The sequence below is a fragment of the Candidatus Sphingomonas phytovorans genome (genome assembly GCA_029202385.1).
GTDB lineage: Bacteria > Pseudomonadota > Alphaproteobacteria > Sphingomonadales > Sphingomonadaceae > Sphingomonas > Sphingomonas phytovorans.
The window spans coordinates 4,946,914-4,971,629 of sequence record CP119314.1 but is presented as its reverse complement, the minus strand read 5'-3'; the positions used below and the strand labels follow the sequence as shown (position 1 = coordinate 4,971,629).

The following is a 24,716-nucleotide window of genomic DNA, read 5'->3' as shown; positions in this document are numbered from 1 at the left end:
CCCTATCGCTCGACGACATGCCCGCGCCAGTCGCCGCGATCCTGCCAGCCGCGCCGTTCCAGTTCGGGGACGGCGGAAGGCGCGTCGGGAAAGCCGAGGCAGAGGATGGCAACGAAGTTCCATCCGGCGGGCACGTCGAGCAGCGCCGCCACGGCATCCGGCTCGACGATCGACACCCAGCCAAGGCCGACGCCCCGCGCCCGCGCCGACAGCCACAGGGTCTGGATCGCCATCACCGTCGAATAGAGCAATGCCTCGGGCATGGTGGCGATGCCGAGCCCGTGCCCGGCATCGGGCGCTGATTCGGAAAAGACGGCGAGGATCTCGGGCGCCTCGCGCAGGCCATGGAGCTTCAGCGCGAGATAGGCCGCGCGACGCTCCTCCTCATAGCCGGCGGCGGTCCTTGCAACCTCGGCATCGGCATGATCGGCCAGCGCGGCGCGGAGCCCCGGCGACAGCACCCGGACGAACCGCCAGGGCTGGGAATTGCCGACCGAAGGCGAGAGCTGGGCAAGCGACAGCAGCGTATCCATCATGCCTTCCGGCAGTGGATCGCGCCGGAAATGACGGACATCGCGCCGCCAGGCGAGCAGCGTGTCGAGCTGCCCGACAAAGGCGGGATCGAACCGGCCGGGAGGGGCTGTCGTCAGAACTCGACGCCCGGCTGCGCCTTCACGCCCTGCTCGCGGAACGGATGCTTCACCAGCGTCATCTCGGTCACCAGGTCGGCGGCCTCGACCAGGCGCTCGGGCGCGTTGCGGCCGGTGACGATGACATGAGTCATCTCCGGCTTTGCCGCGAGCACTTCAAGCACCTCGTCGAGCGGCAGATAATCGTAGCGCAGGACGATGTTGAGCTCGTCGGCCAGCACCATGTCGTAGGACGGGTCCTCGATCATGCGCTTCACCTCGTCCCATGCCTTGCGGGCAGAGGCGATGTCCTGGGTGCGGTCCTGTGTGTCCCAGGTGAAGCCGTCACCCATCGGCTTGAACTCGACCTGGTCGGGAAAGGCGTCGAACACGGTCTTCTCGCCCGTCGTCATGGCGCCCTTGACGAACTGGACCACGCCGACCTTCTTGCCATGCCCGATCGCGCGCACGACCATGCCGAGTGCCGCGGTGGTCTTGCCCTTGCCCTTGCCGGTATGGACGATCAGCAGGCCCTTCTCGATCGTCTTCGCGGCCACGATCTTGTCGTGCGCCGCCTGCTTCTTCTTCATCTTCTCGGCATGCCGCTCGTCGGTTCGCTCGATCATGATCGCTCCTGAAGCTCGGCGAGCAACACGCCCGCGCTGTTCGATTTCGGTTTCCATAGCCCACGCTCGAGCGCTTCGGCGAGCCGCCCCGCCGTCTCGCGCAATGCAGCCGGATTCGCTTCGGCCATGAACGCCCTGACTGCCTCGTCCTCGATGAAAGCGGCGTGGACGGCATCGAAATGATGGCTCTTCACCGCGTCGGTGGTCGCGGCGAAGGCGAACAGATAGTCGACGCTCGCCGCGATCTCGAACGCGCCCTTATAGCCGTGCCGCATCACGCCCGCGATCCATTTCGGGTTGGTGACGCGCGCGCGGACCACCCGCCCGATCTCGTCCTCGAGCGTACGGATCACCGGCCGTTCGGGGCGACTATGGTCGTTGTGATAGGACACGGGTTTCCTGCCCGAGAGATGCTCGACCGCGGCGGCGATGCCGCCTTCGAACTGGTAATAGTCGTCGCTGTCGAGCAGGTCGTGCTCGCGATTGTCCTGATTCTGCACCACCGCATCAGCCTGGGCGAGGCGCGTGGAGAAAAGCGCCCGCTCGGCATCGCCCTCGACCCCAGCGCCATAAGCGTAGCTGCCCCAGGTCAGATAGACGTCGGCGAGATCGGCCCGGTCGTGCCAGAGCTTCTCGTCGATCATCGCCTGGAGCCCGGCACCATAGGCCCCCGGCTTCGAGCCGAAGACGCGGGCGCCGGCCCGGCGCGCCGCCGATGCGGGATTCTCGCCCTTACCGACCAATGCCGCCGCCTCTGCACGCGCTCGGGCGGCGGCGGGATTGTCCCGCTCGTCCTCGTCGAGCGCCATCACCGCCCGCGCCGCCGAATCGAGCAGGTCGATCTGCTCCGGGAAAGCGTCGCGGAAGAAGCCCGAGACACGGAAGGTCACATCGACGCGCGGCCGGCGCAGTTCGGCCAGCGTGATCATCTCGAACCCGACGACCCGACCTGACGTCCATTCCCAGCGCGGCCTGACCCCCATCAGCGCGAGCGCCTGGGCGATGTCGTCGCCGCCGGTGCGCATATTGGCCGTGCCCCAGGCGGACAGCGCCATCGCTGCCGGATAGGCGCCCTCTCGCTGGAAATAGTCCTTCACCAGCAATTCAGCCGAGCGCTGCCCAAGATCCCAGGCGGTCGCGGTCGGGATCGAGCGGGTATCGACCGAGTAGAAATTGCGCCCGGTGGGCAGCACGTCAGGCCGCCCGCGCGTCGGCGCGCCGGAAGGCCCGGGCACGACGAAGCGCCCGTCCAGCCCCGCGAGGAGCGCCGACTGCTCGGCAAGGCCGCAGGCATCGACACGCCGGGAGAGATCATCATGGATCGTCGCGAGCACCGCCGCGCTTTTCAGGCCGAGCATGCCAGCCCGATCGGGTGCCGACACCAGATCGGACGCCAGCAACTCAAGCCGTTCGACGGTGTCCCCTATGGTCCGCCAGGGATCCTCCGAAAGGGTAGCGAGCACTTGCGGCCTTGCCTGATCCCAGCGGTCACCCATCCGGCAATCGAGCGGGTCGAAGACGAGGCCGAGATCGTCCGCCATCGCCCGCAGCAACGATGCCTGTCCGGGTACGTCATAGCCGCGCGGCGTTCGGGCGAGCGCGACCAGCAGGTCGGTCCGCAGCCTGCCTTCGGGCGAGCGGGTGAAGATATGCAGCCCGTCGCGGATCTGCATTTCCTTCAGGTCGCAAAGATAATTGTCGAGGGCAGCGAGCGCATCGTCGGAATCACCGACCATGCCGGCATCGGCATCGAGCCCCTGCGAGCGCGCGAGATCGATGATCTCGGTGCGCAGCCGCTCGATCCGGCGCGGGTCCATGCCAGCCGCGAGATAATATTCGTCGACCAGGGCCTCGAGCTGGCGAAGCGGGCCGTAGCTTTCCGCGCGGGTCAGCGGCGGAGTGAGATGATCAACGATCACCGCGCCGATCCGGCGCTTGGCCTGGGTCCCCTCACCCGGATCGTTGACGATGAACGGATAAAGTTGAGGGGTCGGCCCGGCGCAGATTTCCGGCCAGCACTCCCGCGACAGCGCGAGCGCCTTGCCGGGCAGCCATTCGAGATTGCCATGCTTGCCGACATGGACGACAGCCTGCGCGCCGAAGCGGCGATCGAGCCAGACATGGAAAGCGAGATAGGCGTGTGGCGGCACCAGCGCCGGATCGTGATAGGTCGCCTTGGGATCGATATTATAGCCGCGCGCCGGCTGCACCGCGATGGCGACATTGCCGAACTGATGCACGGCGAGGCGGAAGGCGCCATCCCTGACGAACGGATCGGCGTCGGGCTGCCCCCAGCGTTCGAGCATCGCGGCGCGTGCGCCGTCGGGCAGCCTGTCGAACGCATCGCGATACTCGGCCAGCGACAGCGCCGGCCCGTCGCCCCGGCGATCCGGCGACGCCATGTCGTTGGTCACGCCGGCCAGCATCGCCGCCATCAGGGCCGCGCCGTCCAGCGGGGCGTCCCCGACATCATAGCCGGCGCCGTCGAGCGCCTGGAGGATCGCCGCAGCGCTTGCCGGCGTATCGAGACCGACGCCGTTGCCGATCCGGCCATCGCGATTGGGATAGTTGGCGAGGACGAGCGCGACCCTGCGCTCGCCCGGCGCGGCGCGACGAAGCCGCGCCCAGTTGGCGGCCAGGCTGGCGACGAAGTCGACCCGATCGGGCAGGACACGCGGCACGACGATGCCGCATTCAGTCAGTGCGTCGAAGCGTTCGGCCGCCTTGAAGGCGACGGCCCGGGTGAACAGCCGCCCGTCCACCTCCGGAAGTGCGACATTCATCGCGAGGTCGCGTGGCCCGAGGCCCCGTCCGCTCGCTGCCCAGTCCGCCTGCTCGACGCCGGCAAAGGCAAGCTGGAGGATCGGGCAATCGCCGCGTTCGAGGACACCACCGGTACGGTTGTCACCCAGGGTCGAGGAAGCGAAGGAGGTGGCGTTGAGGATGACATCCGGCTTTACGCCAGCGAGGACGCCGTCGAGCCATTCGATGACGAAGGGTTCGCGCAACGCCCGGACATGCGCCGCGACGACGTTCAATCCCCTGGCAGCCAGCGCCGCGATGGTCGCATCCACCGCGTCGAGCGTGCCCGCCGCGACCAGCGCACGGTAGAAGATCAGCAGGGCGACCGGCCTGCCCTCCTGCCAGCCGGCCCGGACATCGGCGAGGCCCGGCCGCTCGACGCCGGGCAGATAGAGGCCGGCATCGGCGAGCGGCAGCGGATCGTCCGGTGTCCCGACGTCGCGACCGATCAGCCGGGCAGCGGTCTGCAGGAAACCAAGCGCATTGGCGACACCGCCCTGGCGCAGATAGTCGCGCAGCCGTTCGAGCATCGCGACATCGAGCGTCGACGCGCTGTCCAGCGCCGCATCCGCCTCGCGCCCGTCGGCGACTGCGGCGAAGGCGATGCCCCGCTCCCGCGCGACCCGGGCGATTTCATCCACGCCATAGGGCCAGTAGCTCCGGCCGCCGAGCAGCACGACGCAGACGAACCGCGCCTGGGCGATCACCTTTTCGACATAGAGATCGACCGAATAGGGGTGGAGAAGCTGGAGCAGATTCACCAGCCTGACGCTCGGCGCCCCCTCCCCCAGCATCGCCGCCGCCCGCGCGAAGCAGGCGAGATCGCTGTCCGCCACGGTCAGGATCACGATGTCGCCCGGCGACTGATCGAGGTCGATCGCCTCGTCGCCGTTCGAAACAGTGCCCGGCGTGGCGGCAAGCAAGTGCATCAGTTGGAACCGGCCCCCAGGACAGTCCGGAGCCCGGCCGAGATCGACGCTTCGTCCAGGCCCTTCTGGCCGATCACGACGAGCTGCGAACGGCGCGGCTCGCCATCGTTCCATGGCCGGTCGAAATAATGCTGGATGCGCGGGCCAACCGCCTGGATGACGAGACGCGCCGGCTTGCCCTCGACCGCGACCATGCCCTTCACGCGCAGCACGTCATGCTCGACGATGAGGCGCTCCAGCGCGGCAAGCAGCGGTTCGATGCCGCCGATTTCCGCCCCGGCGACCACGAAGCTGTCGAAATCGTCATGGTCGTGCTCGGGCTCGCCGTCATGGACCGACGGCCGCGAGTCGAGATCGTCCTCGGCAGCGGCGGTGATCCCGAGCAGGGCACCGATATCGACCGCGCCATGATCCGCCCGAACGATCTTCACGCCAGCGCGGGTATCCTTGCGGATATCCTGCTCGACCCGGGCAAGCGTGTCGGCATCGACCAGGTCCGCCTTGTTGAGGACGACCATGTCGGCACAGGCAAGCTGGTCCTCGAAAAGTTCCTCGAGCGGGCTGTCATGGTCGAGCGACGGATCGGCCGCACGCGCCGCCGCCAGCGCAGCCTCGTCGGTGGCGAAACGGCCGGCGGCGACCGCATCGGCGTCGATCAGCGTGATCACGCCGTCGATCGTCGCGCGGGTGCGAATATCGGGCCATTGGAACGCCTTGATCAGCGGCTTGGGCAGGGCGAGACCCGATGTCTCGATGACGATATGCTCGGGCGGGTTCGACCGGTCGAGCAGTGCCTGCATGGTCGGGAGGAAATCGTCAGCGACGGTGCAGCAGATACAGCCGTTCGCCAGCTCGACGATATCCTCCTCCGGGCACGCTGCATCGTTGCAGCCGCGCACGAGATCGCGATCGACGCCGATATCCCCGAATTCGTTGATGATCAGCGCGAGCCGCTTGCCGCCCGCGTTCTGGAGAAGATGACGGATCAGCGTCGTCTTTCCTGCACCCAGGAAGCCGGTCACGACGGTCGTCGGTATCTTGCTCAAACTTCTTCTCCTTCTTCGATCTCGACAGGGGCGCGGTCATGCATCGCGCGCCAGGGTTTCACGCGCGCGTCGCCAGCCGCCGCCAGACGGCGCAGCACGATCCGCGCCTTGGTCCGGCCCCGCCGGCTGTCGGGCCAGGCAGCAGCCTCCGGCAAACCCCGGTCGATCGCCACTGTCAGCTCAGTAGCGACCAGGACGTCCTCGGCCAGCGCAAAACGATCGAGCAGCGGCGCGAACGCCCGGTCGACCGCCGGATCGAACGGGTGACGTTCGCCCATCATGGTCCGCCAAGGCGATCGCGGATGCGCCGACAGCACCGACTGCCAGCCATCGGGAATCGGCACGTTCGCCGAATGGGTGCGGTCCTTGGCGATCAGCTTGGGGAGAAGATGGGTATGCGGCCCCGCAGGCGACTTGCCGTCGGCGGGCGGGATAGGCTGGAACACCTCGATCCGCCCCGCCGGCGACAGCAGCACGCGGTGCGGCTGCGCCTTCAGTACGGCGGGCATGATGCCGGGAACCGAGAGTAGCGGCTGACCGGCGGCGGCGCGCAAGGCCTGGACCAGCGCCGGATCGGCGGTCCGCGCGCACATATGCACGCAGCCGGCACCGACGCCGAGGTCGAACAGGATCGATGCGCGGTCTTCGACCCGGATCGCCGAATCATCGGGTCCCAGTTCAACAACGACCGTGCCCGGAGTCCCGGGGCGCGGCAGGCAGAACGCCAGGGAATGTCCCCAGCTCTCGCCGTCGGCCGACAGGCTGTCCCAGGCCAGGCCAGTCAGGTCCGGGATCGCGACAACGCGGATCGCACCGCGCGCGGTGACGATCTCGACCCGGCCGGGCTCGCGCAGCATCCGCGCTTCCTCGTCGGCATCGCGGACAAACTCGCCGATCGCGCCGAAACTGCCGATGCTCCAGCCATAATCGGGATCGGCCAGAAGATCGGCGACAAGCTCAAACGGGGCGTGCTCCATGCCGGCCTTTCGTCAGTCGAGGAATCGGATTGCGGCGCCATCGTCGTCAAGGCGGATGCGGACGCGTACGTCGTAAAGGCGGCCGAGCATATCCTCGGTCATCACGTCGGCGACCGGGCCCACGCCAAGCAACCTGCCGTCGCGAACCGCGACCACGTCATCCGCGAAACGCAGCGCCAGATCGAGGTCATGAATTGCCATGACAACGGTTCGCCCGGCATCTGCCCGAGCGCGCAAGCGCCGCGCCGCGTCGATCGCGTGGCGGGGGTCGAGGCCGGCGGTCGGCTCATCGACAATGAGCAATTCAGGATCGCCGACGATCGCGCGCGCCAAATTGACCCGGGCAAGCTCGCCACCCGACAGTCCAGTGGCCTGACGGTCGCGCAACGCCGACAGGTCGCATTCCTCGATCGCGCGGTCGATTGCCGGAAGCAGCGCGTGCGGCAGGCCGCCGAACGCAGGGAGCTGCGGCATCAGGCCAAGCGCGACGACACGCTCGACGCTGATCGGCCAGTCGACCGACGCGCGCTGTGGCAGATAGGCGCGGCGCCGCGCCAGCCCCTGCCGCCCGAGCGACGCCAGGTCGGCGCCGCCGAGCCGCAACGTCCCCGAGGCAGGCGCCAGCAACCCCGCCGCAGTCTCCAGCAGGGTGCTCTTGCCGGCGCCGTTCGGGCCGATCACCGCGGTCAGCCGCGCCGCCGCGAAGGTGACATGGATGTCGTCGAGCACGACGCGTTCGCCGCGCCTCACCGTGACGGCTTTCAGGACCAGCGCGCTCATGCCGTGCGCTTCCGGACATGAAGGACGAGCCAGAGAAAGAAGGGCGAGCCTACCACGCTGATGAACACGCCGAGATTGATCGGCGGGCCGAAGCGGATCACCCGAGTCGCGATATCGGCCGTCACCACCAGGATCGCGCCGGCAATCGCGGCCGGAACGAGCGTTGCGGCGGGCCGGTGGCCGACCAGCGGGCGGATCACGTGCGGCGCGACCAGCCCGACAAAGGCGATCGAGCCGGAAACCGCCGTCGCGCCGCCAACGCCCAGCGCCGTGCCGACCAGCGCGAGCATGCGGATACGCCCGACATCGACGCCAAGGCTTTCAGCCTGCACCTCGCCAAGCGCCAGCGCATCGAGCCCCCGCGCGGTGAACATCAGCAGGACGGCGCCGGCCAGGATGAACGGCGCTGCGATCTGGACATGGTCCCAGCTTCGATCGGCGAGCGACCCCATCAGCCAGGTCATGATCTCATAAGCGGCATAGGGATTGGGAGCGAGATTGAGCGCGAGGACGACGCCGGCAAAGGCAATGCCCGATATCGCCGACCCCGCCAGGATCAGCGAGAGCGTGCCGCCGCCGCGCGACAGCATCAGGGCGAGGCTCGTCGTGACAAGCGCGCCGACCAGCGCGAAGATCGGCGTGGCGAGAATATAGGTCGCCGAGAAGCCGAAATAGATCGCGATTACCGCGCCGAACGCCGCACCGCCGGAAACCCCGAGCAGCCCCGGTTCGGCCAGCGGATTGCGCAGCAGCCCCTGCAGCACCGCCCCCGACAGGCCGAGGATCGCGCCGATGAGGATGGCGAGGACGAGGCGCGGCAGGCGGATTTCGGTGACCAGCATCGCCGTCAGGTTTGAGTGGGGATCGCCAAGGCCTGCGATCACCGCCCGCGGACTCAGCCAGATCGTGCCGGCGAACAGCGACGCCGCCGAGATGATGGCCAGCAGGGTGAGCAGGCCGGGAACGAGCCAGCGAGTCATTGAGTGCGGCCCGCAAACGGCAAGGGCGCGCGCGCCGCGGCGGCTGCACGGCGCATCTGGTCACGCAGCGCGACCGCAGCATCGGCGATTTGCGGCGTACCGCAGGCATAATAGGCCTGGGGCATGGTCAGCATGCGGTCCTTTCCCCAATAGCGCCGCACGACACGATGCTGTTCGACAAGATCGCCAAGGCTCGGCTCGTGCGCATAGGGCGAGCCCTGCACCAGCAACGCCGGCGCTGTCTTCAGCAGCACTTCGGCATCGGGCTTGCCGTAGGCGGTGGCTGGCGGCTCGTTGGCGATATTCCGGGCGCCGGCCGCTTCGAGAATCGCGTCCTGCAGTGTGCCCCTGGCGGCGCTGAACCCGATCCGGTCCCACGAAGCGATACGAAGCTTCGGCGCGGGATCGCGCGCCAGTTCCGCAAGAGTGCGATCCATCCGCGCGATCATCGCCTCGCCCCGCGCCTTCTCGCCTACCGCCGCCGCGATCTGGCGCGTGAGCGCGCGGACATCGTCGAAACTGCTGGCGAAGCCGGCCTCGATCATCGGATAGTGAAGCCGCTTGAGCATCCCGCGGGTGGCGGGCGTCGTGAAGCTGCCGGCGATCACCAGATCCGGCCTTTGCTCGATCACGTCTTCCGCCAGCCCATAGTTGACGCCGACCTTTTGCGCCTGCGCCGCCATCAGCGACGCCCCGGGATCGCGCGCCAGCCAGGTCACCGACGCGATCCGCTCGGGCGGCAGCAGCGCAAGCACGAGCTGGTCGGTGCACAGGTTCATCGACATCACCCGCATCGGCCTTGCCGTGGGTGCCGGAATCGCCCGGTCCGCCGCGCCGCACCCGGTGAGGCACAGCGCGACGGCCAGCGATCCGGCCAGCAGCCGGGGCGCTGCCGCCCGTTTCATCAGAAGCGGACCTTCACCCCGCCATAGGCGGCGCGGCCCGGCGTGGCGAAGCTGAACACTTCTTCATAATCCTCGTTGAACAGGTTCTCGACCCGGCCATAGACCGAGATCTTGTCGGTCACCTTGTACTCGGCATTCAGGTTCACCAGAACATATTCCTGAAGCGACACGGTCACCGGAATATAGCTTGGGTTGGTGTAGGCGACGTCCGTCTGGCGGCCATTGTAGCGAACCGTCAACGTGCCCGAGAAGCGCTTGTCGGCGCTGAACACGGTCGTGTTCAGGCTGGCGATATGGTTCGGCCGGCGCACCTCGATCGCGCCATTCTCCCGCGCATGGAGATAGGTATAGGCGAGGTCGAACCGGAGCTGCGGGATCGGCGTGGCGGACGCGAACACCTCAACGCCGTGCTGGCGCGACAAGGTCGTCCGGTTGCCGGGCGTCGCGATGTACAGCGGGGCCGGATAGGTCGTGTAGATCTCGTCTTCGAGCTTGCTGTCGAAATAGGTGGCGCCGATTGTCGCGTGGTTGCCCGCGAAATCCTGCTCGATGCCAGCTTCCCAGCCCTTGGATTTTTCAGGCTTCAGGTTCGGGTTGCCGATATATTTGCCATCGGAATAGCCATAGAGCTCATAATAGCCCGGGTTCTTGACGCCGGTGCCATAGGCGCCGCGGATTCGCGTACCGGTATCGAACCGGTAGCTGCCCTGCGCCCGCCACGTCGTCACGTCGGCGAAGCGCGTGTTCAGATCACGACGGATCGACGCCCCCAGAGACAGCCTGTTGTCGACGAGCAGGTCATATTCGCCGACCAGACCGACATTGTCGGTATGCCGCTTGCCCTGGAAGACGAAATTCGACGGCGTCGTGTTCTCGAATTCCTCGCGCTCGACATCGACCGCGCCCGTTACGCGGCTCTGGAAGGTATCGGTGCCGAAGCGGAAGGTCGATTCGAACGATCCCTTGTAGCGACGCCCCTTGTCGCCATAATCGAACCCGGCACTGGTATAGCCCTTGCGGGTCGTGTCGGCGAACTGGCCCGTCAGGGCATTGGTCCAGCGGCCGTCGGCCAGCGAAAGCTCGGCGCGGACCAGACCGTAAAAGGCCGTGTTGGTAAGCCGCACGCCCGGGCTGTCGACCGTATAGCCGAACAACGGGCTCGCCGGATTGCTCTCGCTGTTGTTCGTCAGGGCGTCGGTGTAGCTGTAGCGGCCCACTCCGGTCAGCTTGAAGATCGACGAGGGCGACCAGGTCAGCTTGGCGCTGGCGCCAATGCTGGTCGAGCCGATGTCGCGCGTCCCGTTGCGCGCGGTCGGCGTGCCGTCGGTACGGTAGAGCGAGCTCGACACCGCATAGTCGAGATCGCCGGTGACGCCGGCAACGCGCGCGCCGCCCGATGCCGTCCCGAACGAGCCGCCTTCGGCGCGGAGCTTGATGCCGGGCGCCTCGGCACCGGTCAGGGTGATGTACTGGATCACGCCGCCGATCGCATCGGAGCCGTAGAGCGACGATTGCTGGCCCCGCAGCACCTCGATCTTGGCATCCTCGTCGGCGATCAGCGTGCCGAAATCATATTCGCCATAATAGGGATCGGAAGCCTTGATGCCGTCGATCAGCACCAGCACCTGATTGCCCTCGGTGCCACGAATGCGAATCTGGGTCAGGCCGCCGATCGCACCGGTGCGGTTGACCGCGATTCCGGGGACGTCGCGCAGCACGTCCGACACGATCCGCGTCTGGCGCTCCTGCAGGGCGGCATCGTCGATGATGGTGACCGAGGCGCCGAGATTCTTGACGGCGACGCCGTCGCCCGAGCGCGACGCGGTGACGACGATATCGTCGCCCTTGTCGTCAGTGGTCGGCTGGGTCGGATTGCTTTGCGCGAGCGCTGGCGTCGCGACGATCAGCGCAACGGTGGAAACGAAAATTCTGGTCAACATGGCAGTACCCCCTGGCGTCGAGCGACGGCACGGCGGGGCAAGCCGACCTTTCACGGACGACCGGCGCGGGACGACGGGCGGACGCCAATCAGCGCCCATGCATCACGCACCTCGCGGCCCCAGCCGCATGGTTCGTCGCTCAGACGGAGTACCGTGCCGTGACCATCCCCTGGACCAAGGCAAGAGCGACCAGAGCGCCGGCAGGTCTCCTGGCTCGCGGGTCACAGCTTGATGCACACCTTCCCAGGCCCCGCATGACTTAGCGTCCGGCCCAGTGGCTGTTCCTCGGGCATCGCCCAGGAACCAGTGCATCGCGCTCACCGCTTACAGTTGCAGGGACAGCCGCGGATTTGGATGGCCCCGGCTTTCACCGGATTCATCCGCACCGCATTCCCGAATTAAGCCCCTAGTCGGGGCACCGGCGCGATCATGAACGATCCGGCATGGCCCGATCATTCGCGGCCCCCTTAGATCAGGTGGCAGCGCTCGCCAATGGGCTATTTGCCGGCATCACCAAGATGCCGGACCGAAAGACCGCGCGCAAAAAAGATACCTCGCACGAGCCACAGCGTCGGGATGGCCCCGATTAAGTGGATTTCAACTCGCGAACGTTATTCGGCGGCGCGTGCGGCACTATAATCTTCTTTTGAAAGGGGCCTCCGTTCCCTCGACGGGCCGTGGCGAACTGGGTGTGCTTGCATCGATCCTTGCCTTGGCCGTGCTTGCCCGACTGGTCGCCATGCATGTGTTGCACGAGCCGATCGTAAGCGACGCCGCCGCCTATCTCGAGATGGCGCGAACGCTGGCAGGGCCGGGGCCGATGCGCGACACCTATGGCAATGCCGCCTTTTACAGCCCCGGCTATCCGTTCGCCCTTGCCGGGGCATATGCGCTCGGCGTGACGGGGCTGGCCGCGGCGCAGGCGATCAATCTCTTCCTAGGCCTGATCTCTACCCTGCTGATGTATCTGGTAACCCGGCGGGCCGGCGGCCGGCCGTTCGCGGCCCTTGTCGCGGCGGCTGCCTATGCGGTGCTGATCCCGGCGGTTGCCGGCACCGCATTCGTCCAGCGCGAGAATCTTTCGGTGCCGCTCCTCCTGCTGTTCATTCTCTGCGTGATCGAGCTGGCGCGGACTCGCCGGCCCAACAGCGTCGCCGCGATCACGGGAATGGTCTACGGTGCCGGGTTGCTGGCGGGCGCCTCTATCATCCTTACCGCCGCTGCGGCGATCGTCGCGATGCTCTGGCGCAAGCCCGATCTGCGCGCAGCGGCGACGGCGGCAGCCACCTTCGTCGCCGGCGCCGCGCTGGTGGTCACGCCGTGGCTTGCCCATGTCGATCATGAGCTCGGCCGGCCGGTGCTGACGACCAATGGACCATTCAACCTCTATGTCGGTAACAATCCCGCGGCGGACGGCCGGTTCGTCAGCCTGCGCGACACCCCGATCGGCGCGGCATGGCACGGGCTGCGCGCCCAGGAAGGCGAACTGGGCGCGACCGACCAGCTGGGGCGGCTCGCGGTCGCCCATATCCGCGCGCACCCGGTCGAAACCGTCGCCCTCTCGCTCAAGAAGCTTGTACTCTTCTGGCTGCCCGACTTGCCCGACAATGCCGATACCGACCATGGCGCAGCGATCAACGCGCTGCGCTGGCTCGATGTCGTCCAATATCTCCTGCTGGCCGGGCTCGGCCTCGTCGCGATCCTGCGCTGGCGGACGCGCTCGCAGGGCGAACGGCTGGTCATCATCACCCTTGGCGCCTTCTGGGCGATCCATGCCGCAGCCTATGTGATGCCGCGATACCGCCTGCCGGCGCTCCCGCTGCTGGCGGTGCTCGCAACGGGCGTCATCACGCCGGCTTCGCGACGCCCGGCCGAACCCCGGCCGTTGGCGGCGGAGGCATGAACGCCCCGGTCCCGCGTCCGCTCTATGTCGATCTCGACCGCACGCTCGTCGCTGGCGACGTATCGCTCGAGGGTTTTCTTCGTTTCGCCCGAAGCGGCATCGTGCCTGCGCTCCTGCTGTGCCTGTGGCTGCTGCGCGGACGCGCCTTCGCCAAGACGATGGTCGCGCGACGGGTCGCGTTCGATCCGGCTGCGCTTCCCTACCGGCCCGAAGTGATCGACCTGATCAGGGTCGCCCGCGCGGAAGGGCGTCGCGTGATCCTGGCGAGCGGATCGCACCGCCATCATGTCAGGCGCGTCGCGCGGCATCTCGGCTTGTTCCATGCCGTGGCGGGAACGACCCATCGGCGCAACCTGACCGGCCATGCCAAGCTGGAATGGATCAGCGGCGACGCCTGCGGCGCGTTCGACTATATCGGCGACAGCCGCGCCGATCGCCCGATCTGGAAAGCATCGCGAACCGCACTGACGGTCGGCCACCATCCCGGCGGTGCCAATGTCCATCGAGTCGCTCATGCCGGCCAGTCGCCATGGCGCGCGACGGTGCGGGCATTGCGACCGCATCAATGGGCAAAGAATGCGCTGATCGGCGTACCGCTTGCCACCGCCGGGCTCTGGGGCGACCCTGCCCTGCTTTCCCGAACGGCCCTCGCGTTCATCCTGTTCTCGCTGGCGGCGTCGGGCGTCTATCTTCTCAACGACCTGCTCGATATCGACGCGGACCGCGCGCATCACACAAAGCATCGCCGCCCGATCGCCTCGGGCTCGCTGTCCATTCCCCGGGCGATCGCGATGGCGACAATGTTGCTGGCAGTCCCGCCGCTGATCGCGTGGCAGGCCCTCGGCCCCGGTTTCGCCATCGTCCAGGTCGGCTATCTCGCGCTGACGACCGCCTATTCGATGAGGTTGAAGCAGGTCATGGCGCTCGATGCGATCGTCCTTGCCTGCCTCTACACGCTGCGGATCTTCGCCGGCGCGATCGCGATCGCGGTTCCCGTCAGCTCGTGGCTGCTGACCTTTGCGATCTTCTTCTTCCTCAGCCTCGCCTATCTGAAGCGATACACCGAACTGGCCGGCGCCGTGTCTCCGGACCGCCTGCTCAGCGGACGCGGCTATGTAGGGGCCGACATCGAGATCGTGATGGTCAGCGGGGTGGCTGCCGGCATGGTCTCCATCCTCGTGCTCGCCCTCTTCATCAACGGATCCGCGCCGGAATATGCCAACGGCACTCCAGAGCTGCTGTGGGGCCTATGCCTCATCCTCCTCTATTGGCAGAGCCGCGTCTGGATGATGGCCCGTCGCGGCCAGGTCTCGGGCGACCCGATCGCCTTTGCGATCACCGACCCGCGTAGCCTGGTGCTGGGCGGGCTCGCGGCGGCAATCGTGGTCCTCGCCCAGCGGGTGCATCTGGCCATCTGACGCTCTCGGCGGCGGCCAACGCCGCCATCAGCTTATGCGGCCTGGAACTGTAGCCGGTGCCGTCGTGCCTTGAACATCGCCTGTATTTTCAGGTCGATGCCATGGGCGCACCATCCGCATGCGAAAAGAGCGATCACGAACACCGCACCCACCACGGGCGGGTCGATGTGCGTCTTCCGGATGATGAAAATGCACATCGCGATCAGCGGAGCGTGGATCGCGTAGATCGGGAACGACATCGCACCAAGCCATTTAAAGACCGGCAAGAGCGAGGATGTCGGCTCCACGCGCGAACCGAAAAAGATGAGCAACGGCGAAGCGGCAATCACTATTAGCAGGTCATAAAATGGACGAAATGCCACGGCAGGATCGTAGAAGAGCATCGCGAATACGGCAATCAGCGCGGCGACAGACCAGATGGTTCGCACCGGGGCGGCACGAGATCGAATTCTGTACAGTATAATTCCGAGTGTGAAGGAGAATATCGTCCGGGCCACACCGGCGGGAAGCGATTCCCAGCGCGGTCCAAGATTGGCGCCCCCAAGAGTGAGGACGAAGTATCCGAAAGCGGTGCCCGCAAGCAGCGCCACGAGCACATAGGTCCATGGTTTGAAAAATCTCGCGACTGCGGCCCATGCGACATTGATCCAAAATTCGTAGACCAACGACCAGGCCGGATAATTCAGCGGCGAGAACGTTGCGACGCCCGTACCGATCGATGGCAGGAACAGCAGCGCCGACAAGACGCCGGCCGGTATGCGCCACATCGCAATTGCGTTAGGGCTGCCGGTCAGCGATTGCCCGATCATCTGGACCGTCCCCAGCGCGAGACCCAGAAGATACAGCGGATAGAAACGGACGAGACGTCGAAGGACAAATTCGCCGGTGGTGAGCGCACCGGTTTCGAGCTTCGCGCCGTTGGACGCCGCCAATACGAAACCGCTGAGAACGAAGAAGATATCGACGGCGAGATGGCCACTCATCGCCTGCCGGGGCCAAAAATTCGCGAAGGTGTGGAAAATGACCACAGAGATGGCGGCCGCCCCTCTGATGCCATTCAGGGTTTCATATTCCCGCTTGCCTTCCATCGTCGCCCCCATTGCGGTGTAAGCCATCAGGATGTTTTCGTCGGTGCGCCGCACCGCTCAGGGGAAGCCGCACGGGAAGGATGATGAGTCAGGCGGGACCGAAGACGGTGGTCATTGGCCGACACCGTCGCGCCGGAATGGCATTCCCCGACCATTTCCGTGATCCATATACAAAAAGCGCCGGCAAAACCGGCGCTTATGTGTTGGTGGACAGGGCTGGATTCGAACCAGCGTACGGGAAACCCGGGCAGATTTACAGTCTGCTGCCTTTAACCACTCGGCCACCTGTCCACTGGGCCGCTCAAAAGCGAGGCGGTCCCATGCCGACCGAACGCCATGCTGTCAACGCCTGACGAGCCCTTGCGCGGGAAGGCAGTGGCGAATAGGCCTCGTAATAATCTTTCAATGCCTCTCCGGGGATTCCGATGCGTCGTTCGCTGCTGCTCGCCACCGCGCTGCTCTCCCTTTCCGCGCCTGCCTTTTCACAGGTTGTCGATCGCAACCAGGTCAACCGCATCATCGACGAGGGCACGACGCGCAGCCAGGTGATGCTGACCGCGCAGCATCTTTCCGACGTGATCGGGGCCCGACTCACCAATTCGCCATCGATGCGGCAGGCGGAAAGCTGGACCCAGGCGAAGTTCACCGAATGGGGCCTGAAGAACGTCCACAAGGAAGGATATGATTTCGGCCGCGGCTGGTGGATCAACAGCTCGATCGTGCGCATGGTCACGCCGCGCCCGATCGTGCTGACCGCGATCCCGATCGCCTGGACGCCTTCGACCAACGGCACGATCAGCGCGCCCGTCTTCGTCGCGCCGATGTCGAAGGAGCGGGATTTCGACAAATGGCGCGGCAAGCTGAAGGGCAAGATCGTGATGATCACCCAACCGGGCACCGGCAGCGAGCCGGGCGAGCCCGCGTTCAAGCGCTATACCAGCGAGGAACTGGCCAAGCTCGACCAGTATCAGCAGCCGACCTATGATCCCGAGGCGACAGATCGCCGCCTGAAGCGGATGGATTACGCCAAGAAGCTCGATGCTTTCCTGAAGGCCGAGGGCGCCGTCGCCTATGCGACCATGTCGCGGCTTGATTACAAGCTGGTGCACGGCGAGGGCTATCTGTTCGGCGTCGGCGAGACCCAGGCGATGCCGGGCGTCGAGATCGCGGCCGAGGATTACCGCCGGCTCGCCCGCCTCGCCAAGGCAGGCACCGCGCCGACGGTCGAGATCAACAGCGACGTGCGCTTCGACGACAGCGACGCCAAGGCCTATAATATCTTCGCCGAGATTCCCGGCACCGATCCAAAGGCAGGCTATGTGATGGCCGGCGCGCATCTCGACAGCTGGGTCGCGGGTGACGGTGCCGCGGACAACGGCGCCGGAACCGCGATGATCATGGAAGCAGCGCGTATCCTGTCGGCGAACGGCATCCGGCCGAAACGCACGATCCGCTTCGCGCTCTGGTCCGGCGAGGAGCAGGGCCTGCTCGGCAGCCTCGCTTATGTCGAAAGCCATCTCGCGACGCGCGGCAAGCCCGGCGACCCGGTCCTGACCGGCGTCGCCCGTTATTATGGCTGGCAGAGCCGCTGGCCCATCACTCCAAGGCCCGGCTGGGGCGATCTCGCCGCCTATTTCAACCTCGACAATGGGGCGGGCAGGATTCGCGGCATCTATGTCGAGAACAACCAGGCAATCGCGCCGATCTTCCGCGACTGGCTCGCGCCGTTTTCCGGCATGGGTGCGAAGGACGTGGTGATCCGCAAGACCGGCGGCACCGACCATGTTTTCATGCAGGCGGTCGGCGTGCCCGGCTTCCAGTTCATCCAGGATCCGCTCGATTATGGTAGCCGAGTGCACCACACCAGCATCGATACCTTCGACCATCTGAAGGGCGACGACATGCGCCAGGGATCGATCATCCTCGCCTCGTTCCTCGCCAACGCGGCCAATGCCGACAAGGCATTGCCTCGCCCCCCGATGCCGACCGAGCCGGTCGTCACCGATCCCTTCGCTTACACCGTGGACGACGACTAATGGCCCGCAAAGGACACCGCCCCTCCCAGGCACCTGCAGGCCGCCCCCGTTTCTGGGGACGGCACGCCGTGACGGCCGCGCTGGCCAATCCCGAGCGTACCGTGCGCAAGCTGTGGGCGACACGCGAGGCACTGGCCTCGCTCGACATCCCTCCGGTGATCCCGATCGTCTTTGCCGATGTCGCCGATCTTGCGCGGCTGGTCCCCGGCGACGCGCCGCACCAGGGACTGGTGGCGGAGGTCGATCCGCTCGAGGACATCTGGCTGGGCGATCTGCTTCAACAGGGTGCTGACGACAGGCGTCCGCTGATCGTGCTCGACCAGGTGACCGATCCGCACAATGTCGGCGCGATCCTGCGGTCGGCGGCGGCGTTCGACGCACTCGGCATCATCACCCCGGACCGCCATTCGCCGCCCGAATCGGGGACGATCGCCCGTTCCGCCTCGGGCGCGCTTGAGATCGTGCCCTGGGTGCGCGTGGTGAACCTCGCCCGCGCACTGGAGGAAATCGCCGAGGCAGGCTTCTGGCGCGTCGGCCTCACCGGGGAAGCGACGCAGACGCTCGCCGAGGCGATGGGCGAAACCCGCGTCGCGCTGGTGCTCGGCGCCGAGGGCGAAGGCATGCGGCAGAATACCGCGGCGCACTGCGACGAGCTTGCGCGCCTGCCGATCTCGCCTAAAGTGGAAAGCCTGAACGTGTCCAATGCGGCAGCAATCGCCCTTTACGCGGTGACGACACGGGGCTGACCACGGCGGACCAGGCAAAGGCAAGACCATGGCGGCACGATTTTCGCGGCTGATCCTCACGCTGCTGCTGCCGTTCGCGCTGGCGAGCTGCGTGCTCACGCCAGGCAAGTTCGTCTCGACCCTGCGCATCGATGCCGACCGGCATTTCACCTTCACTTATGTGGGGGAAGTGCTCGCGCTCGATATCAGCGACGACATGATGAAGGGCATGGGCGACAATTCGCCGGATACGCCAGCCGATCCCGCCGCCGGGGATGGCACGGCGACGCTGCAGAAACTCGCCTTCCAGGACAAGCCGGATGCCCCCAGCCCGGACAGTGACGGCAAGGACGACGCCAAGACCAAGGCCGCCAAGAAGGCCGCAGCGGATGCCAAGAACCGGACGATCGCCGAGACGCTGTCGAAGGAAGCCGGCTATCGCAAGGTGGCCTATCTCGGCGACGGCAAGTTCAGCATCGACTATGCCATCTCAGGCACGCTCGATCATGCCTTTCTGTGGCCGTACAATGTCGATGCCGAACTCGTCTTCCCGTTCATCGCGATCGAGCTGCGCGCGAACAACACCATACGGATGAAAGCGCCGGCCTTCGCCAATGACAGCAGCAAGAGCAGCGGCGGCATGGCCATGCCGGGGTTGGACAAGGCATCGGACCAGCTCGACGGCGTCTTCACGCTCGATACGAATGCGGAGATCGTCAGCCAGAACAACGAGGATGGCGCGGTGACGGTCGGCGGCCGCAAGACCATCACCTGGAAGGCGACTCCGCTGACCAAGGACGCGCCCAGCGCCGTGTTGAGGATGGCGGCGAAGTGATTGCTCCCCTCCCGCAAGCGGGAGGGGGTAACCTCAATCCTCGGCCGCGATCGTCACCTTCATGCCGTCGAGCGCGTCGGTCAGCTCAATCTGGCACGACAGGCGCGAACGCTCGTCGCGATCGGAGGTCGAATCGAGCAGATCGTCCTCGTCAGCGCTCATCTTCGGCAGTTTGGCAGCAAATTCCGGGTCGACATGGACGTGGCAGGTGGCACAGCTGCAGCAGCCGCCGCACAGCGCCAGGACCTCATCGATCCCGGCGTCGCGAATCGCCTCCATCACCGAAAGCCCGGCCTCGCCCATGATCTCCCGTTCTTCCCCTTCACGGGTCACGACGATAAGCTTGGGCATCAAATCCTCCTCCGGGGTTCGGCGCCGCCATGCCGCCCCCGGCGCCGCTAATCAAGGGACGAGAATATGGGCCTGAGCGCCGAACAGCTTCGCGCGGCGCTCGACATACTGGCCGCGAGCGAGCCGTGCTTCGCCACAGCGATCGCGCGCGCGGGCTATCCCCCGCCGCGAATCCGCGCGCGTGGCTATGCGACCTTGCTGCGCACGATCGTCGGACAGCAGGTCAGCACCAAGGCTGCCGAATCGGTGTGGCGGAAGCTGGAGGGGATCGTCGGCAGCCTCGACGACCCCCGCAATATCATGCGCGCGACCGACGAGCAGCTTCGCGAGGCGGGGCTGTCGCGGCAAAAAGCCAGCTATGCGCGCAGCCTCGCCGACGAGGTGACGAGTGGCCGGCTCGATCTGGCGAATCTTCCCGCCGACGACGAGGCGGCAGTCGCCGCGCTCGTCCGGATCAAGGGCATCGGCCGCTGGTCGGCCGAGGTCTATCTCCTGTTCGCCGAAGGGCGTGCCGACATCTGGCCGGCCGGCGACCTGGCGGTGCAGATCGAGATCGGTCGAATCCTGGGCCATGACGAACGCCCGAGCGAGAAGCTGACCCGCGAGGTCGCCGAGGCCTGGCGACCGCATCGCGGCGCGGCAGCGATCTTCGCCTGGCATCATTATGCCGCTGACATGAAGGTGATCTGACATGGCACGCGCAGCCCGCCTCGAACGCCTTGACGCCCACCGCGTCGAACTGGAAACGGCGTATCGCGCCGCCCTGATCGCCGCGCTGCGCATCACCGCTGCAGGCCGTTTCGGCCTGTTCGACCATCATCAGGACAAGGATACGCGCAAACGCGCGGCGGCGGTCGTCGACCCGATCATCACGCTTGGCGAAGAGATCGACGAGATGCGATCGCAGCTCGGCATCGAGCCGTTCGCGCTCCACCGGGAATTCCTCGCGTCGCGGGGGCGCCCCAAATCGCCCCAAGCGGTCGGCGAAGCGAAGCAGGCACAGCAATGGTTGAGCCGCCTTGAGGCCGACGCATCCAGGGAACAAGATTCCTGATTCAGACGCCGCCAATGGCCCCGATTGTAGAACCGGGATGCCGCCTCAATGAGCCGCCGGCCATGCTACCGTGCGGCAGATGATGAACCAGCACCCCTCCACCTTCAGGCTGGTGGCCGACTGGCGGCTGATATAGGCTCGATAGGTCTTGCCCTGGAAAGGGTAGTAGATTTTCCCTTCCCATTTGCCGTCCTGCTCGGTGAAACCGTACAGCACCTGCACGCCGACCAGCGAGCGGGTACGTAATGCCGGATTGGGATTGTGGCTGTCCGTCGTCGGCCCCTCGATCCGGGCCTTTTCGGTCAGCCGGGTGATATGGCCGCATAGCGCCTTCCCACAGGGCGCGATCGTCACGATGCCCTTGCCGTCCTGCGAAACCCAGTCGCCGGTGATGCCGTCCGCGGCATGTGCGGCACCGGACAGGACAATCGACAAAATCGCGGCAAGAACAAATCGCATATGGCGGCCCCGGGGCTCGAGAGATAGGCGGTACCGGACGGCGGTAGCCTGAATCGACGACCTATGGGAGCATCGAATGAGCGGCAAATGGAAGATCGGAATCATCGGCGGTTCGGGACTCTATGCCATCGACGCATTGCAGAACCCTGAATGGGGGCGCGTTTCCACACCCTGGGGCGATCCGTCGGACGATCTTCTGTTCGGATCAATCGGCGATGTCGAGCTTGTCTTCCTGCCCCGCCATGGCCGCGGCCATCGCATTCCGCCGTCGGAACTCAACTTCCGCGCCAATATCGATGCGCTGAAGCGCAGCGGCTGCACCGACATCCTCGCCATCTCCTCGATCGGATCGCTGCGCGAGGAATTGCCACCTGGGCATTTCGTGGTGGTCGACCAGTTCATCGACCGGACGGTCGCGCGCGCGTCGAGCTTCTTCGGCACCGGCATGGTCGCGCATGTCTCGATGGCGGAGCCGGTCTGCCCGCGCCTTTCGGCCTTCGCCGCCGAGGCCGTGCGCGCGGCCGGCGGGTCGATCACCAAGGATGCGACCTATCTCGCGATGGAAGGACCACAATTCTCCAGCCGCGCGGAAAGCCTGCTCTACCGCCAATGGGGCGCCGACGTGATCGGCATGACCGCCATGCCCGAGGCCAAGCTCGCCCGCGAGGCCGAGATGCCGTACGCCCTGATCGGCATGGTCACCGACTATGACTGCTGGCGTGAGGAAGCTGCCTTCGTCGAGGTGAGCGAGGTCATCAGGCAGATGTCGGCCAACGGCACCATCGCACGCAAGGCGGTGCTTGAGTTCGTCGCCGCGTTGCCGGCCGAGCGCACCCCCTCCCCGCTCGATACGGTGCTCGACCATGCGCTGATCACCGCGCCGGATGCGCGCGACCCGGCTGTGCTGGCGAGACTGGATGCTGTCGCCGGCCGCGTCCTGGGCTAAGGCGAAACCGAATGCGGCTCCGGCGATTGACGGCATGATACGCATACGAGAGGATACCGCATGTCGCCGCCGCCCTCAGCCACGACCGCGCCGGGATTCGACGGCATGAGTGACATGCGGCCGCAGCGCCCCTCGCTTTCCGAAAGCTATCGCACCATCGCGGTACCGCTCGGCAAGGGCGGCTTCTGGCGCAAGACCGCGGCCTTCGCCGGCCCCGGCTATATGGTCGCCGTCGGCTATATGGACCCCGGCAACTGGGCGACCGATCTCGCGGGCGGATCGGCCTTTGGCTACACCCTGCTCTCGGTCATCCTGCTGTCGAACATCATGGCGATGGTGCTCCAGTCGCTGTCGGCGAAGCTGGGCATCGTCACCGGGCGCGATCTCGCTCAGGCATGCCGCGCCAACTACAACCCGGTACTCAATTTCTGCCTGTGGGTGTTGTGCGAGCTTGCGATCATCGCCTGCGATCTGGCCGAAGTGCTCGGCACGGCGATCGCGCTCCAGCTGCTGTTCGGCCTCCCGCTCATCGCAGGCGTGTGCCTGACCGCGTTCGACGTGCTGCTGATCCTGGCACTCCAGCGATTCGGCTTCCGCAAGCTCGAGGCGTTCATCGTCGCGCTGCTGGTCGTGATCGCAGGCTGCTTCGCCTACGAACTGGCGATGGCCCAGCCAAGCGTGGCCGCGATCATGCGCGGGCTGGTCCCGACGAGCGAGATCGTCACCAATCCGGCGATGCTCTACATCGCGATCGGCATCCTCGGCGCGACGGTGATGCCGCACAATCTCTATCTCCATAGCTCGATCGTGCAGACACGCCGGTTCGGGCAGGATGACGAGGGCAAGCGCGACGCGGTGAAGCATGCCACGATCGACAGCACGGTCGCGCTGACGCTGGCGCTGTTCATCAACGCCTCGATCCTGATCCTCGCCGCCGCGACCTTCCACACGGCCGGACGGACCGACGTCGCGGAGATCGACCAGGCTTACAAGCTGTTGTCGCCAATGCTCGGCGCCGGAGCCGCCAGCGTGCTGTTCGCGGTGGCGCTGCTGGCGTCGGGACAGAATTCGACCGTCACCGGAACACTTGCCGGGCAGATCGTCGCCGAAGGGTTCCTCGACCTCAAACTGCCGATGTGGCTCAGGCGCATGGTGACTCGGCTGCTGGCGATCGTGCCTGCGGTGATCGTGGTCGGCATCGCCGGCGATTCCGGCGCGACGAAATTGCTGGTGCTGAGCCAGGTCGTGCTGAGCCTCCAACTGCCGTTCGCGGTGGTGCCGCTGGTCAGCTTCACCAGCGACAGGAAACAGATGGGCGCTCTCGCCAATGCGCTCTGGCTGAAGATCGCGGCCTGGACGATCGCCGCGACGGTGATCGGGCTGAACGCGACGCTATTGTTCAGCTTCTTCTGATCGACCCGGCCAGCGCGGCGATCCGCTGCGCCTGTTCGAGATGCAGCAGTTCGACCATCTCGCCCTCGACGCGAATCGCGCCCTTCCCCATATTCTCCGGCAGCGCGAACGCAGCGATGATGCGATCGGCCCACGAAATGGCTTCCGCCGTCGGACCATAAGCCCGATTGGCCGCCGCGATCTGCGCGGGGTGGATCAGCGACTTGCCGTCAAAGCCGAAAGCAGCCCCCTGGGCGCATTCGGCTGCCAGCACCGCCCCGTCCTCGATCACGTTGCACACGCCGTCCAGCGCAGCGATACCGGCCGCGCGGGCGGCGGTGACGATCATCGCGAGATGGCCGAGCAACGGGGTCCGCTCGGGCCCGGGCGTGCAACGCATCTCCTTAGCGAGATCGTTGGTTCCCGCGAGCAGACCCTCCAACCCGGTAGCGCGCGCCGATGCGGCGATCGCGGGCAGATCGAGCATGCCGGCGCATGTCTCGATCATCGCCCAGAGCGGCACCGCGCCGAGTAGCGTGCGGGCCGCCGTGAGATCGGCGGGATGCGACACCTTGGGCAGCACCACTGCTTCGAACCCGGCATCCGCCACCGCGCGGCAATCGTCCGCACCCCAAGGCGTATCGAGCGCATTGACGCGGACGAACAGCGCGCGATCGCCGAATCCGCCAGCCGCCGCAGCGACGATCGCCTGGTCGCGCGCCGCCACCTTGAGATCGGGCGCGACCGAATCCTCGAGATCGAGGATCACCACATCGCAATCGAGGCTGCGCGCCTTTTCGATCGCGCGCACGTTCGAGGCAGGCATGAACAACGCACTTCGGCGCGGACGGACGATCATCGGACGGCTCCTGCAAACGGGTCGTCCGCATACAGG

Annotated in this window: 22 protein-coding genes, 1 tRNA gene and 1 riboswitch; of the genes, 9 read left to right on the top strand and 14 right to left on the bottom strand. The window is 66.3% G+C overall.

Annotated features, from left to right (window positions below):
- Nucleotides 1-2: 2 nt before the first annotated feature.
- Genes bluB through P0Y59_22735 form a run of 9 tightly spaced genes read right to left on the bottom strand, consistent with a single transcriptional unit; the run spans nt 3 to nt 11,614 of the window.
- Nucleotides 3-650: a 5,6-dimethylbenzimidazole synthase gene (bluB, locus tag P0Y59_22775; GenBank protein WEK02661.1), complete on the bottom strand. Its 648-nt coding sequence runs from the start codon at nt 648-650 to the stop codon at nt 3-5.
- Nucleotides 647-1,255, bottom strand: coding sequence for a cob(I)yrinic acid a,c-diamide adenosyltransferase (gene cobO / locus P0Y59_22770; GenBank protein ID WEJ99695.1), 609 nt, complete (start codon nt 1,253-1,255; stop codon nt 647-649). The genes bluB and cobO overlap by 4 nt, the downstream gene beginning before the upstream one ends.
- Nucleotides 1,252-4,986, bottom strand: coding sequence for a cobaltochelatase subunit CobN (cobN, locus tag P0Y59_22765; protein ID WEJ99694.1), 3,735 nt, complete (start codon nt 4,984-4,986; stop codon nt 1,252-1,254). Before cobN ends, cobO begins: the two co-directional genes overlap by 4 nt.
- Complete coding sequence (cobW, locus tag P0Y59_22760) at nt 4,986-6,032, bottom strand: cobalamin biosynthesis protein CobW (protein WEJ99693.1); 1,047 nt, start codon at nt 6,030-6,032, stop codon at nt 4,986-4,988. Before cobW ends, cobN begins: the two co-directional genes overlap by 1 nt.
- Entirely contained in the window at nt 6,029-7,009 is a 981-nt protein-coding gene (locus P0Y59_22755) for a hypothetical protein (GenBank protein ID WEJ99692.1), read from the bottom strand. Before P0Y59_22755 ends, cobW begins: the two co-directional genes overlap by 4 nt.
- 12 nt (nt 7,010-7,021) lie before the next feature.
- Nucleotides 7,022-7,789: an ABC transporter ATP-binding protein gene (locus P0Y59_22750; protein WEJ99691.1), complete on the bottom strand. Its 768-nt coding sequence runs from the start codon at nt 7,787-7,789 to the stop codon at nt 7,022-7,024.
- A complete protein-coding gene (locus tag P0Y59_22745) occupies nt 7,786-8,769 on the bottom strand; it encodes an iron ABC transporter permease (GenBank protein WEJ99690.1) in 984 nt (327 codons plus the stop codon). The genes P0Y59_22750 and P0Y59_22745 overlap by 4 nt, the downstream gene beginning before the upstream one ends.
- Nucleotides 8,766-9,674 carry an ABC transporter substrate-binding protein gene (locus P0Y59_22740; protein WEJ99689.1) on the bottom strand — a complete coding sequence of 303 codons (909 nt, stop codon included), beginning with the start codon at nt 9,672-9,674 and terminating at the stop codon, nt 8,766-8,768. Before P0Y59_22740 ends, P0Y59_22745 begins: the two co-directional genes overlap by 4 nt.
- Nucleotides 9,674-11,614, bottom strand: coding sequence for a TonB-dependent receptor (locus tag P0Y59_22735; GenBank protein ID WEJ99688.1), 1,941 nt, complete (start codon nt 11,612-11,614; stop codon nt 9,674-9,676). The genes P0Y59_22740 and P0Y59_22735 overlap by 1 nt, the downstream gene beginning before the upstream one ends.
- Before the next feature lie 181 nt (nt 11,615-11,795).
- A riboswitch (cobalamin riboswitch) is annotated at nt 11,796-12,052 on the bottom strand.
- Between the two features lie 208 nt (nt 12,053-12,260).
- On the opposite strand from P0Y59_22735, the gene P0Y59_22730 reads away from it, so the two are divergent.
- The gene (locus tag P0Y59_22730; protein ID WEJ99687.1) at nt 12,261-13,517 is read left to right on the top strand and encodes a glycosyltransferase family 39 protein; all 1,257 of its coding nucleotides are present in this window, start codon (nt 12,261-12,263) and stop codon (nt 13,515-13,517) included.
- A complete protein-coding gene (locus P0Y59_22725) occupies nt 13,514-14,935 on the top strand; it encodes a UbiA family prenyltransferase (GenBank protein ID WEJ99686.1) in 1,422 nt (473 codons plus the stop codon). Before P0Y59_22730 ends, P0Y59_22725 begins: the two co-directional genes overlap by 4 nt.
- Nucleotides 14,936-14,967: 32 nt before the next feature.
- On the opposite strand, the gene P0Y59_22720 is transcribed toward P0Y59_22725, so the two are convergent.
- Both P0Y59_22720 and P0Y59_22715 read right to left on the bottom strand, forming a co-directional pair.
- Entirely contained in the window at nt 14,968-16,050 is a 1,083-nt protein-coding gene (locus P0Y59_22720) for an acyltransferase (GenBank protein WEJ99685.1), read from the bottom strand.
- Nucleotides 16,051-16,227: 177 nt separating this feature from the next.
- Nucleotides 16,228-16,314 (bottom strand) — tRNA-Tyr (locus tag P0Y59_22715).
- Between the two features lie 134 nt (nt 16,315-16,448).
- Here P0Y59_22715 and P0Y59_22710 point away from each other — a divergent pair.
- The 3 genes from P0Y59_22710 to P0Y59_22700 are packed head-to-tail and all read left to right on the top strand — an operon-like array spanning nt 16,449 to nt 19,619.
- Nucleotides 16,449-18,059, top strand: coding sequence for a M20/M25/M40 family metallo-hydrolase (locus tag P0Y59_22710; protein ID WEJ99684.1), 1,611 nt, complete (start codon nt 16,449-16,451; stop codon nt 18,057-18,059).
- Entirely contained in the window at nt 18,059-18,805 is a 747-nt protein-coding gene (rlmB, locus tag P0Y59_22705; GenBank protein WEJ99683.1) for a 23S rRNA (guanosine(2251)-2'-O)-methyltransferase RlmB, read from the top strand. Before P0Y59_22710 ends, rlmB begins: the two co-directional genes overlap by 1 nt.
- A gap of 28 nt (nt 18,806-18,833) precedes the next feature.
- Nucleotides 18,834-19,619 (top strand): hypothetical protein, encoded by a 786-nt coding sequence (locus P0Y59_22700; protein ID WEJ99682.1) that lies wholly within the window; start codon nt 18,834-18,836, stop codon nt 19,617-19,619.
- Nucleotides 19,620-19,652: 33 nt separating this feature from the next.
- Here the strand turns inward: P0Y59_22700 and P0Y59_22695 are convergent, their stop codons facing one another.
- A complete protein-coding gene (locus P0Y59_22695; GenBank protein ID WEJ99681.1) occupies nt 19,653-19,970 on the bottom strand; it encodes a 2Fe-2S iron-sulfur cluster-binding protein in 318 nt (105 codons plus the stop codon).
- 66 nt (nt 19,971-20,036) lie between these two features.
- On the opposite strand from P0Y59_22695, the gene P0Y59_22690 reads away from it, so the two are divergent.
- Together P0Y59_22690 and P0Y59_22685 are read left to right on the top strand one after the other, a co-directional pair.
- Nucleotides 20,037-20,660, top strand: coding sequence for a DNA-3-methyladenine glycosylase 2 family protein (locus P0Y59_22690; protein WEJ99680.1), 624 nt, complete (start codon nt 20,037-20,039; stop codon nt 20,658-20,660).
- 1 nt (nt 20,661) lies between these two features.
- Nucleotides 20,662-21,024 carry a hypothetical protein gene (locus P0Y59_22685; protein ID WEJ99679.1) on the top strand — a complete coding sequence of 121 codons (363 nt, stop codon included), beginning with the start codon at nt 20,662-20,664 and terminating at the stop codon, nt 21,022-21,024.
- 45 nt (nt 21,025-21,069) lie between these two features.
- Here P0Y59_22685 and P0Y59_22680 read toward each other — a convergent pair whose 3' ends face one another.
- Nucleotides 21,070-21,483 carry a DUF2147 domain-containing protein gene (locus tag P0Y59_22680; protein ID WEJ99678.1) on the bottom strand — a complete coding sequence of 138 codons (414 nt, stop codon included), beginning with the start codon at nt 21,481-21,483 and terminating at the stop codon, nt 21,070-21,072.
- A gap of 76 nt (nt 21,484-21,559) precedes the next feature.
- On the opposite strand from P0Y59_22680, the gene P0Y59_22675 reads away from it, so the two are divergent.
- Nucleotides 21,560-22,429, top strand: coding sequence for an S-methyl-5'-thioadenosine phosphorylase (locus P0Y59_22675; protein WEJ99677.1), 870 nt, complete (start codon nt 21,560-21,562; stop codon nt 22,427-22,429).
- Nucleotides 22,430-22,489: 60 nt separating this feature from the next.
- Nucleotides 22,490-23,842 (top strand): Nramp family divalent metal transporter, encoded by a 1,353-nt coding sequence (locus P0Y59_22670; protein ID WEJ99676.1) that lies wholly within the window; start codon nt 22,490-22,492, stop codon nt 23,840-23,842.
- On the opposite strand, the gene P0Y59_22665 is transcribed toward P0Y59_22670, so the two are convergent.
- The gene (locus P0Y59_22665; GenBank protein WEJ99675.1) at nt 23,829-24,680 is read right to left on the bottom strand and encodes a CoA ester lyase; all 852 of its coding nucleotides are present in this window, start codon (nt 24,678-24,680) and stop codon (nt 23,829-23,831) included. The genes P0Y59_22670 and P0Y59_22665 overlap by 14 nt on opposite strands.
- Nucleotides 24,681-24,716: the final 36 nt, after the last annotated feature.

What these genes read in the sequence shown, in the direction of transcription:
- cobO (WEJ99695.1), bottom strand. Translation starts at nt 1,255, where the DNA reads ATGATCGAGCGAACCGACGAGCGGCATGCCGAGAAGATGAAGAAGAAG.
- cobN (WEJ99694.1), bottom strand. Translation starts at nt 4,986, where the DNA reads ATGCACTTGCTTGCCGCCACGCCGGGCACTGTTTCGAACGGCGACGAG.
- P0Y59_22755 (WEJ99692.1), bottom strand. Translation starts at nt 7,009, where the DNA reads ATGGAGCACGCCCCGTTTGAGCTTGTCGCCGATCTTCTGGCCGATCCC.
- P0Y59_22750 (WEJ99691.1), bottom strand. Translation starts at nt 7,789, where the DNA reads ATGAGCGCGCTGGTCCTGAAAGCCGTCACGGTGAGGCGCGGCGAACGC.
- P0Y59_22745 (WEJ99690.1), bottom strand. Translation starts at nt 8,769, where the DNA reads ATGACTCGCTGGCTCGTTCCCGGCCTGCTCACCCTGCTGGCCATCATC.
- P0Y59_22740 (WEJ99689.1), bottom strand. Translation starts at nt 9,674, where the DNA reads ATGAAACGGGCGGCAGCGCCCCGGCTGCTGGCCGGATCGCTGGCCGTC.
- P0Y59_22735 (WEJ99688.1), bottom strand. Translation starts at nt 11,614, where the DNA reads ATGTTGACCAGAATTTTCGTTTCCACCGTTGCGCTGATCGTCGCGACG.
- P0Y59_22725 (WEJ99686.1), top strand. Translation starts at nt 13,514, where the DNA reads ATGAACGCCCCGGTCCCGCGTCCGCTCTATGTCGATCTCGACCGCACG.
- P0Y59_22720 (WEJ99685.1), bottom strand. Translation starts at nt 16,050, where the DNA reads ATGGCTTACACCGCAATGGGGGCGACGATGGAAGGCAAGCGGGAATAT.
- P0Y59_22710 (WEJ99684.1), top strand. Translation starts at nt 16,449, where the DNA reads ATGCGTCGTTCGCTGCTGCTCGCCACCGCGCTGCTCTCCCTTTCCGCG.
- rlmB (WEJ99683.1), top strand. Translation starts at nt 18,059, where the DNA reads ATGGCCCGCAAAGGACACCGCCCCTCCCAGGCACCTGCAGGCCGCCCC.
- P0Y59_22700 (WEJ99682.1), top strand. Translation starts at nt 18,834, where the DNA reads ATGGCGGCACGATTTTCGCGGCTGATCCTCACGCTGCTGCTGCCGTTC.
- P0Y59_22695 (WEJ99681.1), bottom strand. Translation starts at nt 19,970, where the DNA reads ATGCCCAAGCTTATCGTCGTGACCCGTGAAGGGGAAGAACGGGAGATC.
- P0Y59_22690 (WEJ99680.1), top strand. Translation starts at nt 20,037, where the DNA reads ATGGGCCTGAGCGCCGAACAGCTTCGCGCGGCGCTCGACATACTGGCC.
- P0Y59_22685 (WEJ99679.1), top strand. Translation starts at nt 20,662, where the DNA reads ATGGCACGCGCAGCCCGCCTCGAACGCCTTGACGCCCACCGCGTCGAA.
- P0Y59_22680 (WEJ99678.1), bottom strand. Translation starts at nt 21,483, where the DNA reads ATGCGATTTGTTCTTGCCGCGATTTTGTCGATTGTCCTGTCCGGTGCC.
- P0Y59_22675 (WEJ99677.1), top strand. Translation starts at nt 21,560, where the DNA reads ATGAGCGGCAAATGGAAGATCGGAATCATCGGCGGTTCGGGACTCTAT.
- P0Y59_22670 (WEJ99676.1), top strand. Translation starts at nt 22,490, where the DNA reads ATGTCGCCGCCGCCCTCAGCCACGACCGCGCCGGGATTCGACGGCATG.
- P0Y59_22665 (WEJ99675.1), bottom strand. Translation starts at nt 24,680, where the DNA reads ATGATCGTCCGTCCGCGCCGAAGTGCGTTGTTCATGCCTGCCTCGAAC.